At 36.1% G+C, this 12,134-nt stretch carries 12 protein-coding genes; all 12 read left to right on the plus strand.

Features of this window, described 5'->3' with window-relative positions; all coding sequences use genetic code 11:
- Positions 1–6 precede the first annotated feature (6 nt).
- The 12 genes from G3I01_RS06540 (at position 7) to G3I01_RS06595 (ending at position 12,119) form a co-directional block, all read left to right on the plus strand.
- Positions 7–1,119: a GDP-L-fucose synthase gene (locus G3I01_RS06540; protein WP_219552155.1), complete on the plus strand. Its 1,113-nt coding sequence runs from the start codon at positions 7–9 to the stop codon at positions 1,117–1,119.
- A 210-nt stretch (positions 1,120–1,329) separates the two neighbouring features.
- Entirely contained in the window at positions 1,330–2,856 is a 1,527-nt protein-coding gene (locus G3I01_RS06545) for a hypothetical protein (RefSeq protein ID WP_219552157.1), read from the plus strand.
- A 149-nt stretch (positions 2,857–3,005) separates the two neighbouring features.
- Complete coding sequence (locus G3I01_RS06550) at positions 3,006–4,043, plus strand: Gfo/Idh/MocA family oxidoreductase (protein WP_219552159.1); 1,038 nt, start codon at positions 3,006–3,008, stop codon at positions 4,041–4,043.
- 12 nt (positions 4,044–4,055) lie between these two features.
- A complete protein-coding gene (locus tag G3I01_RS06555; protein ID WP_219552161.1) occupies positions 4,056–4,559 on the plus strand; it encodes an acyltransferase in 504 nt (167 codons plus the stop codon).
- A 1-nt stretch (position 4,560) separates the two neighbouring features.
- The gene (locus G3I01_RS06560) at positions 4,561–5,685 is read left to right on the plus strand and encodes a DegT/DnrJ/EryC1/StrS family aminotransferase (RefSeq protein WP_219552163.1); all 1,125 of its coding nucleotides are present in this window, start codon (positions 4,561–4,563) and stop codon (positions 5,683–5,685) included.
- Positions 5,678–6,322: an acetyltransferase gene (locus G3I01_RS06565; protein ID WP_219552165.1), complete on the plus strand. Its 645-nt coding sequence runs from the start codon at positions 5,678–5,680 to the stop codon at positions 6,320–6,322. Before G3I01_RS06560 ends, G3I01_RS06565 begins: the two co-directional genes overlap by 8 nt.
- Positions 6,323–6,332: 10 nt before the next feature.
- Positions 6,333–7,307 carry a glycosyltransferase gene (locus G3I01_RS06570; protein ID WP_257710807.1) on the plus strand — a complete coding sequence of 325 codons (975 nt, stop codon included), beginning with the start codon at positions 6,333–6,335 and terminating at the stop codon, positions 7,305–7,307.
- The gene (locus tag G3I01_RS06575) at positions 7,308–7,676 is read left to right on the plus strand and encodes a hypothetical protein (protein WP_219552167.1); all 369 of its coding nucleotides are present in this window, start codon (positions 7,308–7,310) and stop codon (positions 7,674–7,676) included.
- The gene (locus tag G3I01_RS06580) at positions 7,669–8,649 is read left to right on the plus strand and encodes an NAD-dependent epimerase/dehydratase family protein (protein WP_219552169.1); all 981 of its coding nucleotides are present in this window, start codon (positions 7,669–7,671) and stop codon (positions 8,647–8,649) included. The genes G3I01_RS06575 and G3I01_RS06580 overlap by 8 nt, the downstream gene beginning before the upstream one ends.
- On the plus strand, positions 8,646–9,782 hold the full coding sequence (locus G3I01_RS06585) for a DegT/DnrJ/EryC1/StrS family aminotransferase (protein ID WP_219552171.1): 1,137 nt from the start codon (positions 8,646–8,648) through the stop codon (positions 9,780–9,782). The genes G3I01_RS06580 and G3I01_RS06585 overlap by 4 nt, the downstream gene beginning before the upstream one ends.
- A gap of 58 nt (positions 9,783–9,840) precedes the next feature.
- On the plus strand, positions 9,841–11,151 hold the full coding sequence (locus tag G3I01_RS06590) for a polysaccharide biosynthesis protein (protein WP_219552173.1): 1,311 nt from the start codon (positions 9,841–9,843) through the stop codon (positions 11,149–11,151).
- Positions 11,152–11,243: 92 nt separating this feature from the next.
- Positions 11,244–12,119 (plus strand): glycosyltransferase, encoded by an 876-nt coding sequence (locus tag G3I01_RS06595; RefSeq protein ID WP_219552175.1) that lies wholly within the window; start codon positions 11,244–11,246, stop codon positions 12,117–12,119.
- Positions 12,120–12,134: the final 15 nt, after the last annotated feature.

The following is a 12,134-nucleotide window of genomic DNA, read 5'->3' on the forward strand; positions in this document are numbered from 1 at the left end:
AATCCAATGCTAAAAGATTCTAAAATATACGTTGCCGGGCACACAGGATTAGTGGGAAGTGCAATCACCAGAAACCTTCGAATTAAAGGTTATTCAAATATTCTTACCAGATCACATGAGGAACTGGATCTAAAAGATTGCGGAGCTGTAAAAAACTTCTTTAGATCAGAGAAACCAGATTATGTATTCCTTGCGGCAGCAAAAGTGGGTGGTATTGTTGCCAACAATAAATACAGGGCCGATTTTCTTTATGAAAACCTAATGATACAAACTAATGTGATTCATCAGAGTTACCTTAATGGTGTTAAAAAACTGATGTTCCTGGGGAGTACCTGTATTTATCCTAAAGACTGTCCTCAACCTATTAAGGAAGAATATCTTCTTACCGGTAGCCTAGAATATACCAATGAACCCTATGCTATCGCAAAAATAGCCGGGATGAAAATGTGTGAATCTTATAATCTTCAATACGGTACAAATTTTATTTCAGCGATGCCTACTAATTTGTACGGTCCTGGTGATAATTTTGATCTTGAAAAATCCCATGTTTTACCCGCTCTACTCAGGAAGATGTATATAGGTAAACTTCTGGAAAAAAATGATTGGGAAGCTCTACATATTCATCTACGAGAAATGCCTTTGAATGGAATAAAGAATCAAGAGACAAGTAATGATGAAATTATCAGATCTCTGGAAAATTATGGAATAAAGTTAAAAAATGGCCAGGTGAGGGTGGAAATCTGGGGTACAGGTACACCCTTAAGAGAATTTCTATGGAGTGAGGATATGGCCGATGCGTGTGTTTTCCTGATGGAAAGAATAGATTTTATGGATATTATTTCTTCAATGAATATTAATGAAATAAGGAATTCGCACATTAATATAGGGACTGGAAAAGAAATATCAATCAAAGATCTCGCTGAACTTATCAAGAAAACGGTGGGTTTTAAAGGAGAACTATATTTTAATAATTCTAAAAAAGACGGGACGTTGAGGAAGGTCACAGACAGTTCAAAATTGAACGACCTGGGGTGGAGCTCAACTGTTAATTTGAAGGAAGGTATTGAACGGATGTATAAGGACATTATTAGTGTTCAATCAAATCCGATTGGTTATTAATTTTTTCTCAACCAGAAAATCCCTGATATTAAAATCATGACTTCCGACATTTTTATAAATATTAATAATAAAAAATCGGGTTGGGTTTACGGTTATAGTTGGTTGATGTGGATTTTTACAATCTTAATCGTTTTTCTAATTCAACTAATTACCCTTGATGACTTATTTTTAATATATAAAGACCAGGTTCAAATTATTGATTATGGGAGGTTGATTTTGCATCCTGACAGTACCTGGGCTCTCACCTGGCAAATTGCAGAAGAGAAACCAATTCTAATTTGGTCATATCTAGGTCCGCTTATCGCCGAAATGAGTTATCATCTTGGAGGTCAATATGGATTAGGATCTCGAATAGCTGCATTGATTGGTGGTATGTTGGCAGCGACAATGGCTTTTGGATGGCTGAAATCCAGAAATGTGCCTCTTTATGCCACTTATATGCTAAGCCTAGCATTATTAATTGATCCATTATTTGTGCTTTCTCAGAGAATCGGAAGAATGGATAGTTGGGTAATGGCTCTTTGTTTTGCTTCTTGTTGGATTCTAAGAAGTGTGTCTCAAAAAAACCTGAAAATTAATATAATGATTGCCGGAGGGCTCGCAATTATTGCTGGTTTAATATGGCCATCTGCTGTTTTCTTATATCCCTTAATTTTTTTAGAGCTTTTGAATCAGAAGCAGGTAAATGCTTATAAAAAATCTTTTTTCTCATGGAGACTTTTTTTTAGAAAGCTCGGATTTTTCTCTCTTGGAGCTTTTATAGTTGGAGTAGTCCTATTAATACCAATCTGGGAAAGCTTGGTTACGATTTTCAGGGATATGTTTACAATGATCACCAGGAATATTAATTCAACTGAAGGAAGCTCGACAAAATTACTGGCTTTGTTTGATTATCAGGTTTGGCTAAAATTGATAAAGGCTTATATAAAAACCCTGAGTATTTTTTTTCCAATCCTGGCCATTCTTGCGGTTTTTTCAAAAAGGGAGAAAGGTTTATTAATTGCTACCTTGTTAACCATTGCAACAATTTTCGCCACTTTAGTTTATGAGTTAAGGGCTCTTTATCTTTTACCATATTTTATGGTACTTTCAAGCGGTTTATATCTGAATTTCAAAAATATTTTGCTTAAGAGGTTAAGCAATTTCGGATTATTTGTTTTAGTAATGTGGGCGGTAGCAGTTTCGCTAATTTTTAAGACCGTAATGGCTAACGGAAGTGATTCAGCATCACATCAGGAAAGAATATTTGAGATTGCTAATTCATCTATAGGACCAGGAGAATATAAAGTTTTTCTTGGCTTCAACTACGAATTCTATTTCGCAGGTCGTTCACTTGACTGGCAATTATACAGTCCCTATGTGAAATATGAATATGATGCCGAGGGCAATTGGATAAGTGAAAATAAATATGCGCCTGAAGATAAATTCGTTGAATTGCTCTCAAAAATGGATTATGCAATTTTTGCTGAAAATGAGGTCGATAATGATCTTGTAAAACAAATAGGAAATTCAGGATTAGTTTACTCTGACGATTTAGTTATGAAAAAGGATAACAATCAGTTCCAGAATGCGACTATAAACCGAAATAAAGAAATTATTTTACATTACCTGATGGGCGATAAAACGAATAATTCCTTTATCCTTTTTTCCCGAAAGCCTACCAATTATGAAAAGAAATTGAATAGTAAACCTGAACCTGCCATTTCAAAAATCAGTCGGGATCAATTCAATTTCTAATATTTAACCTGGAAAATCTTATTGCAGAATAGGGTTCACAATTTTCCTTTTTGATTCCCAAATCTCTTTCTAATTAAAAAGTTGTGATCAATAAAAGATTCACGGAATTAATCCCTGAATAAAGGAAATTAATTTAAAAATTTCATAGAATGATAAATGTAGGAATAATAGGCTACGGTTATTGGGGACCTAATCTGGTTAGGAATTTTTATGCCGCCAATGACTGTATAGTTAAATCTGTGGCTGATGCAAGACCGGCAAGATTAGATCAATTGAAAAAATTATTTCCGGTTATTGAAGGTGTGTTAGATGGAGATGATATTATCAAAGACCCAAAAATTGATGCGATAGTGATAGCCACTTCGGTATGCACACATTTTCAACTGGCAAAAAAAGCACTAATGCAGGGGAAGCATGTGTTATTGGAAAAGCCTATGACTGCTTCTGTAAAGGAGGCTGAAATTCTAATGAATATAGCAGAACAAAAAGGCTTGTTGCTAATGGTTGATCATACTTTTCTATATACTGGTGCAGTACAGAAAATGCGTGAATTGATAGATAGGAATGAGCTGGGTAATATCAAGTACCTTGATTCTACTAGGATCAATTTGGGATTGTTCCAATCTGATATCAATGTACTCTGGGATCTTGCTCCACATGATCTTTCAATCCTTAGTTATTTGGTAGATGAAACACCATACAGCGTTAATGCACGTGGGATCACCCATACGTGTAATGGTATAGAAAATATTGCGTATCTCACCGTGAACTTCCCATCAGGACTTATTGCACATTTTAATTGTTCCTGGACTAGTCCGGTAAAAGTAAGAATGATGCTAATTGGAGGTGATGAAAAGATGATTCTTTATAATGATCTTGAAAACACCGAGAAAATTAAGGTTTATGATACAGGATATACTTATTATAATGATGAAGAAAGACAACAAGTACTGGTAGATTATAGAACCGGTGATATTCAAGTTCCTAAAGTAAGTACCACAGAGGCTCTTCTTAATATGGCTAACGATTTTATTAGTTGTATCAAGGAAGGAAAACAACCCCAGTCATCATCTTGTTTGGGTCTTGAAGTCGTTAAGATTCTGGAGGCTTCAACTTCTTCCATTAAAAACCGGGGGCAGGAAGTGATCATTAAAAATCTTTCTACCCCAGCTGTTTATAGCGCTTAATTATTAGACATTATGAAGACTATTTCAAAAAATGAGGATTTCCAAATTCTAAATAACGTTCGTGTAGGGGAAAACGTTAAGATCTTTAGTTTCGTTAATGCTTATGGCTGTAGTATAGATGATGGATCTAAAATTGGGACCTTTGTGGAAATCCAGAAGGGAGCGAGCATCGGAAAGTATTGTAAAATTTCCAGCCATACCTTCATTTGTGAAGGAGTTAGAATTGCCGATCGGGTTTTTATAGGCCATAACGTTACCTTCATAAACGACAAGTTTCCTAGGGCGACCAATGAGGATGGCACTCCGCAAACTGAAACAGATTGGAATTGTGAAGAAACACTGGTAAAGGAAGGAGCCTCTATAGGATCCAGTGCTACTATTCTTTGCGGAATTACGATTGGAAAAAAGGCAATTATTGGAGCAGGATCTGTAGTAACCAAAGATGTGCCAGATAATGCTATTGTTGCAGGAAACCCAGCTAGGGTTATTAAATATTTGGAAAGAAAACTTGTCTGATATGTATAAATCAATCGTTAAGCAGCAGATTCCTTTTCTAGATTTAAGAGGACAGCATCAACAGATCAAAGCGCAGGTGTTTGAAGCATTTGACCAGGTTTATGAAAATACTGCATTTTCTGGAGGTTACTTTGTTGAAAAGTTTGAAAATAAGTTTGCAGAATTCTGTCATACAGAATTTGCCATAGGGGTTAATAACGGTACCTCAGCATTACAACTGGCCATCATTGCTCTGGGGATTGGCCCAGGAGATGAAGTGATCGTTCCTGCAAATACATTTATAGCTACTGCCTGGGGCGTTTCTTATGCCGGAGCTACACCGGTATTTGTTGATTGCACTTCAGACACCTGGCAGATAGACCCATCAAAAATTGAGGAAAAAATCACTTCCCGAACTAAAGCTATTATCGGAGTCCATTTGTATGGGCAACCTTTCAATCTGGAAGCTATCGATGAGATCTGTAAAAATCATAACCTTTTTATGATAGAAGATGCGGCCCAGGCGCAGGGTGCAAATTATAAGAATATTCCGGTAGGCGGCTTTGGAGAAATGGCTTGCTTTAGTTTTTATCCAGGGAAGAATCTTGGAGCTTGCGGTGAAGCTGGTGGAATAACTACTAATAATGAGAATTATTATAATGCTCTTAAAAGTCTAAGAAATCATGGTTGTGTAGAACGATATTATCATGATGAAGTAGGGTATAATATGAGGATGGGCGGACTTGAAGCAGCATCTCTTAATGTGAAACTTAATTACCTACCTGTATGGAATCAACGCCGAAAAGAAATTGCTGCAGAATACAGGAAAGGTGTGGTTAATCCTCATATTAGGATTCAGGCACAACCGGTTTGGGCAGATTCTATATATCATCTTTTTGTTATTGTTACAGAAAACCGCGAGGATCTTATGAGTTACCTGAATGATCATAATATTTTTCCAGGTATGCATTATCCTGTACCATGTCACCTTCAAAAAGCATATAAAAACCTAGGTTATAAAAAAGGTGATTGTCCCAATGCTGAATATCTAGCGGAACATTGTCTTTCTCTACCAATGTATGCTGAATTATCTGATGAAAATGTTGATTATATCATCGATGTTTTAAATGCATATAATCATGGATAGAACGAAACTGGTCATCTTTCCTTTCAACGGAAATGGGATTGAAGCATTAGATTGTTTAAATGACGATGAAGTTGAATTCATTGGATTCATAGATGATGATCTAGGGAAGAATTCAGATCACTATCAGATTTTTCAAAGGGATATTCTTAAACGATTTCCTGAATTTAAACTTTTAGCTGTGCCTGGTGGGCCGGAAAGTTTTATGAAGCGTAAAAATATAATTTCTTCGATAAATCAGGATCCGGACAGATTTTATACCGTAATTCATCCGTCCGCCTCAATAGGAAAGAATGTTCAGGTTGGAATGAATTGTTTGATTATGGCAGGGGTGGTCCTCACTAGCAATTCAATAATCGGCAATCATGTTTGTATCCTTCCTAATTCTGTAGTTCACCACGATTCCAATATCGGGGAGTACACTTTACTTGGTAGTAATGTAGTGGTTGCAGGAGGGACAACTATTGATAGTAATTCTTATATAGGCAGCGGATCTAATATAAAGAATGGACTAACTATAGGAAAAGGTACTTTGGTTGGTCTTGGAAGCAATATTCTAAAGAATACGGAAGAAAATTCAAAGATGGTTGGTAATCCAGCTCGTGATTTGAATTTGAGTAATAGACTGAAGGTGCATTAATCATTTTATTATGCAAGTATCCATAGTCATCCCGGTTTATAATGAAGAGGAAAACGTGTTGTTCCTTGTGGAGCAATTGAACGAATATTTTCAGAAAGAAAATAGATTCACAGCTGAAATAATTTTTGTGAATGACGGCTCTACTGATGATACTTATAACAGACTGAAAAGTATTCCTCATAAGCACTACTCCTACAAGATCATTTCCTTTTCCAGGAATTTTGGTTCGCATTCGGCTTTGAGGGCAGGAATTCTGAGGGCTGAGGGAGATTTCGTTACTTTCATGTATGCAGATTTACAAGATCCCCTAACCCTGGTAAGTAGAATGTATGAACAGGTTCAGGATAAGGGAATTGATATATGCTGGGCGTTTCGAAATTCATCTGCTTCTGCAGGCCCTGAAAAGTTTTTCTCACTATTATATGCATTGCTAATGAGAAAATATGCAGTGGCAAATTTCCCAAAAAAGGGATTCGATGTCGTTCTTTTCAGTAGAAAAGTCAAAGAATGCCTTGATAAAAATTTGGAGAGCAATTCATCTGTCTTTATCCAGATCTTAAGTTTTGGATTTAAACAAACCAGTATTACTTATGACAAACGGGAAAGAAAACATGGAAAATCTAAATGGACGCTTTCAAAGAAGATAAAGCTGCTTATCGATTCATTTGTAGCATTTTCCTTCGCCCCGATAAGGCTAGTGTCAATAATAGGATTTGTTTTTTTTATGGTGGGTATTATCTGGACGGTAATCATTGTATTAAGGAAATTGCTATTTGATGACCTTGCCAGTGGGTGGCCGGCACTTTTATCTATACTGCTGGTTGGATTTGGCATCACTAATATCTCTCTGGGAATTATCGCGGAATATTTATGGAGAACATTGGATGCCAGTAGAAAAAGACCCGCCTTCATTATAGATGAGATAAAGGAAGGGTCTAAAGAAGAAGTAAAGAAAAAGGTTAGGGTACTTAAAGACGTAACTTAAATGAGCAAAACAATATTATATATTATGCTCTATGCTGCTCTGAATGTTTCAGGCGCAGCTCTTATCAAATGGCAGTTGAAAGGTAAAAGCCTGGAAACTTTTGGTGAATGGTTAAAGCTGGTTCTAAATGTCACCTTTATTGCTGCTTTTATCCTGATAATTCTTTCAGCATTGGCATTTTTTAAAGCTCTGTCCACGAATAGTTTTTCAATTATTATCCCAATAGCCACGGGTGTAAATTTTATTTTAACCATAGTCGTCGGGTATTACTTATTTCAGGATAAACTTTCTTTTCTATCATTTCTTGGGTTTGTATTAATCATTAGTGGCATCGTTCTGTTAAGTTTAAATAATAAAGTTCATGTATAATAAAATTAAGAATGCTCAGATTTTTATTACTGGAGGAGCTGGATTCATCGGTTCATATGTAGTTGAAGAATTACTTAGGGAGCAACCCGCAAGAATCATAATCCTGGATAATCTAGTTAGGGGTAGTTTTGAGAATATGGAATCATTTCTTAAAAATCCAATAGTTGAATTTATTGAGGGAGATATTCGGGATAAAGATCTCTTAGAGAAATGTATCACCGGTTCAGATTATGTATTTCACATGGCAGCATTGCGAATTAATTCTTGTGCTGCAAACCCTGAAAATGGTTTTGAAGTTATGCTTAGAGCCACTTTCGATCTTGCCGACTTATGCGCTAAGCATAAGGTTAAAAAAGTGATATATAGTTCAAGTGCCTCGGTATATGGGCTTGCACAAAATTTCCCCACTCCCGAATCGGATAATCCATATAACAATCAGACTTTTTATGGTGCTGCAAAATTGTGGGGAGAACAATTATTCAGAAGCTTTCATCATATGTATGGATTAGATTATGTGGCATTAAGGTATTTCAATGTATATGGAGTAAGAATGGACACAGATGGTAAATACACCGAAGTAATGATTCGCTGGCTTGACTGTATACGTGATAAAAAAGCTCCTTTAATTTATGGAGATGGAAGTACAACTATGGATTTTGTCTATGTGAGAGACGTTGCCAAAGCAAATGTTGCAGCTTTAATTTCAGATGTTTCAGATGAGGTTTTTAACGTAGGTAATAATGAAGAAACCAGTCTTAAGACCTTACTTGAAACCCTCTTAAAAGTAAATCAATCTAATCTTACGCCAGAATTTCGAGAAGAGAGTACTGTTAATCCAGTTAGCAGGAGGCTTGCAGATAATACAAGAGCAAAAGACCAATTAAATTTTGAACCTACGGTTACCCTCGAAGAAGGACTTCGCGAGTTAAGTAAATGGTATTTCGAAAGAAACCTCATTAAAAGTAGAATATGATCCCTATTGCCAAACCTTATTTGACGGCAGAAGATGCTCAGGCTGCCTATGATACCATCCTAACAGGATGGATCACCCAGGGGCCTAGAGTGCAGGAATTTGAAGAAAAGTTTGCTGCCTATACAGGCGCAAAATATGCAGTTGCTGTTTCAAATTGTACAACGGCACTACATCTGTCCATGATCGTTGCAGGGATTGGAGAAGGAGATGAGGTTATATGTCCTTCCATGAGTTATATCGCAACGGCAAACTCAATAAAATATGTTGGAGCTACGCCTGTTTTTGCCGAGGTAAATCAAGAATATAATCTAGATCCAACTGATGTTGAAAAACGTATAAATTCTAATACTAAAGCTATACTGCTCGTCCACCAAATAGGAATGCCTGCCGATATTGATGCAATTAAAAAAATCTGTTCCAGATATAATTTAAAACTTATCGAAGATGCGGCTTGTGCTGTAGGTTCAGCCTATAAAGGTCAAAAGATCGGTTCCCATTCTGAGTTGGTATGTTTTTCGTTTCATCCCAGGAAGATAATATCTACAGGAGACGGTGGAATGATAACTACCAGCAGGAAAGATTATTATGATAGATTAAGATTGCTAAGACAGCATGGGATGTCTATCAATGACAGGGTTCGCCACAATTCAAAAAAAGTAATTTTTGAAGATCATATTGAGGTTGGATATAATTACAGGATGACAGATATCCAGGCTTCCGTGGGAATTAAGCAACTGGAAAAACTGGATTGGATCGTAACTGAGAGAAGAAAAATAGCTAATAAATACCATGAAGCTTTAAAGAATATCGAAGGGATACGCCTTCCTCTAGAAAGGGAGAGATATTTTAGTAATTACCAATCTTATAGCATATATCTCGAAAAATCTTTTCCTATAAATCGAAACCGGTTTATGCAGGAATTGTTAGACAATGAAATAGCTACAAGAAGAGGGATAATGAATTCGCATAGAGAAACTGCTTATAAACATTTGGAAGATAAAGTGAATCTGCCGGTCTCGGAAAAACTTCAGGATAGGTCTGTATTATTACCCTTATATGTGCCTATGATTGAGGAAGATGTGAAATTTATTATTGATACGATCTTAAAACTAACTCAGCTTAAAACGGTTTAATATTAAAGTATGTTTTCTAAAAATCATAAGAGAATGAGAATTTGAGGATCATTAAGGCATGAAGGCTTTCATAATGCAAATATTTACCGGGTTAAGGATTCCAAATCCTCTGGAATGGGGAAGGCTGATCGCGGTCACGGGTTCTTCCCAGGCACTAATTCAGTTGATAAGTTTTGCTAGTGGAATTCTTATCATCAGGTTTTTGCCTACTCAGGAGTATGCATTATACACTCTCGCAACGGCTATTTATACAAATATGATCATCCTTGCAGACAGTGGCATCAAAACCAGCGTAATGGCTGAAGGCGGAAAAGTTTGGCAAGACAAGAAGAAACTAGGTAAGGTGATTGCAACTGGCTTTGAGTTAAGAAAATTATTTGCAACCGTTAGTGTAATTTTATCTATACCCGTAATGCTTTATTTACTTAGGCATCATGGAGCAGATTGGTGGACAGCCATTGGGATTACACTTGCTATTTTACCAGCTTTTTTTGCGAGTTTATCTGGAACTTTATTGGAGATTATCCCAAAGCTGCATCAAAGTATTCCCAGATTTCAAAAGATACAGATGATCGCAAGTGCTATAAGAGTGGCATTTATTCTAATAGCCCTGTATTTTTTTCCCTATACGATTTTGGCACTTCTAGGATATGGTTTATCCCAGATCTGGGCTAATAAAGAATTGAGGAAATTAGCAAATAGTTTTATTGAAATAAGTAAGCAGTCCAGTAAACTTGTTCGTAAAAGAATACTGGAGATGGTGAAAAGATTAATGCCTGAATCTATCTATCTCTGCATTTCAGGACAGATTACCGTTTGGTTGATTTCAATATTCGGAAGTACCCAGGCAGTTGCTCAGGTAGGCGCATTGGGAAGATTGGCAATGGCTTTAAGCTTCTTCGGAATAATGTTCGGGCTATTAATATCTCCACGATTCTCCAGATTGGCAAAAAATAAAGAATTGATCTTTAAGAGATTTGTTCAAATTCAAATAGGTCTTTTATTGTTAGGATTATTAATTATTAGTGGTACGTGGATCTTTTCCTCCCAGATGCTTTGGGTTCTTGGAGAAGAATATTCAAACCTTGATTTTGAAATAATTCTTTTAATAATCGGGAATTTTATAGGACTACTGGCTGTTTCAAACTTCTATTTATGCACTAGCCGAGGGTGGGTTATAAATCCATTAATTTCAATTCCACTGAGTATGGCAGCCATTATAAGCGGAGCCATAATATTCGATGTTTCCAGTCTTAGAGGAGTATTTTACTTCAACATTTATAATAATGTTGTAATGATGCTCCTGCATATTACCTACGGATTCCTAAGAATCTCGAAACTCGATCAAATAGCGGAAGTTAGAAATTAGGAAAATTCTTGTGTTTTCTTCTACAAGTAAAAAAAGGCCTGAATAGGATTTATCAACTCCAGAAATAATTCTTGCTAAGAAAATTTAATTCTATGAAACTAGGAATTCTTGTAACCAATTATAATACCTGGAAACTCACTTCAAATTGTGTTGAGAACTGCTTAATTCATGCAGATTCAAAAATTGATCAATTTGTGATTGTAGATGATTGTTCCTCAGAGGTTTTTGAAAATCAGTTTGATCATATTCATTTTATACAAAACCCAAGTAATCTTGGATTGATCAAATCCTTGAACAGAGGGTTAATAGAAATGAAAACAGATCTTATTTTGATTCTGGATTCAGATGCGTGGCCACTGGAGAAATACATTAAAAAGATAAAGGAATATTTTATTCAAAATCCCGCTGTAGGAATTGCAACGTTCCAGACTGAAAATTCAGAAGGGAAGCCTTCAGATTCATTCGAGGCAGAACCAGGAGCTCTTAGCCTGATATTAGGACAGCAGTTATATCGTTTATACTTAAAGAAATTTTTAAAGAATCCGAAGGAAATCAATGTTTTCACCTGTGCCATGGTTATTAGAAAAGAGGTGCTGGAAGATATTGGACTTTTCGATGAAAATTTTGATTGGCTTGAGCTTGACCATGATATATGTATGCGTGCTTCAAGGAAAGGATGGAAGATAGATATCATGCCAATTAGAGCTTTCCACAAAGGGAGCGGAACTCCACAAAATGTTGGACACAGGGTTGTTAGATTTTATAAGAATCGATGGTATTTGCTTAGAAAATTCAAAAAGATCAGATTGGAAAACCTGACTGCTTATTTAATTAGTTTCAGGCTTGGAATAGAGTTCGTAGCCCTTTGGACTATTGGTGCTCTTTATTATCAAGACCTTGAAAAGGTAAGGGACAAAGCTTACAGTCGTAGAAAGATGATCAAATACTTCCTTCTAGCAAAATGGTAAAATTTAAATAGGGCC

The organism is Gramella sp. MT6, assembly GCF_019357415.1.
Classification (GTDB): domain Bacteria; phylum Bacteroidota; class Bacteroidia; order Flavobacteriales; family Flavobacteriaceae; genus Christiangramia.

Coding starts and splice junctions, on each gene's coding strand:
- G3I01_RS06540 (WP_219552155.1), top strand. CDS start 7: ATGCTAAAAGATTCTAAAATATACGTTGCCGGGCACACAGGATTAGTG.
- G3I01_RS06575 (WP_219552167.1), top strand. CDS start 7,308: ATGAGCAAAACAATATTATATATTATGCTCTATGCTGCTCTGAATGTT.
- G3I01_RS06555 (WP_219552161.1), top strand. CDS start 4,056: ATGAAGACTATTTCAAAAAATGAGGATTTCCAAATTCTAAATAACGTT.
- G3I01_RS06560 (WP_219552163.1), top strand. CDS start 4,561: ATGTATAAATCAATCGTTAAGCAGCAGATTCCTTTTCTAGATTTAAGA.
- G3I01_RS06580 (WP_219552169.1), top strand. CDS start 7,669: ATGTATAATAAAATTAAGAATGCTCAGATTTTTATTACTGGAGGAGCT.
- G3I01_RS06595 (WP_219552175.1), top strand. CDS start 11,244: ATGAAACTAGGAATTCTTGTAACCAATTATAATACCTGGAAACTCACT.
- G3I01_RS06565 (WP_219552165.1), top strand. CDS start 5,678: ATGGATAGAACGAAACTGGTCATCTTTCCTTTCAACGGAAATGGGATT.
- G3I01_RS06550 (WP_219552159.1), top strand. CDS start 3,006: ATGATAAATGTAGGAATAATAGGCTACGGTTATTGGGGACCTAATCTG.
- G3I01_RS06585 (WP_219552171.1), top strand. CDS start 8,646: ATGATCCCTATTGCCAAACCTTATTTGACGGCAGAAGATGCTCAGGCT.
- G3I01_RS06590 (WP_219552173.1), top strand. CDS start 9,841: ATGAAGGCTTTCATAATGCAAATATTTACCGGGTTAAGGATTCCAAAT.
- G3I01_RS06570 (WP_257710807.1), top strand. CDS start 6,333: ATGCAAGTATCCATAGTCATCCCGGTTTATAATGAAGAGGAAAACGTG.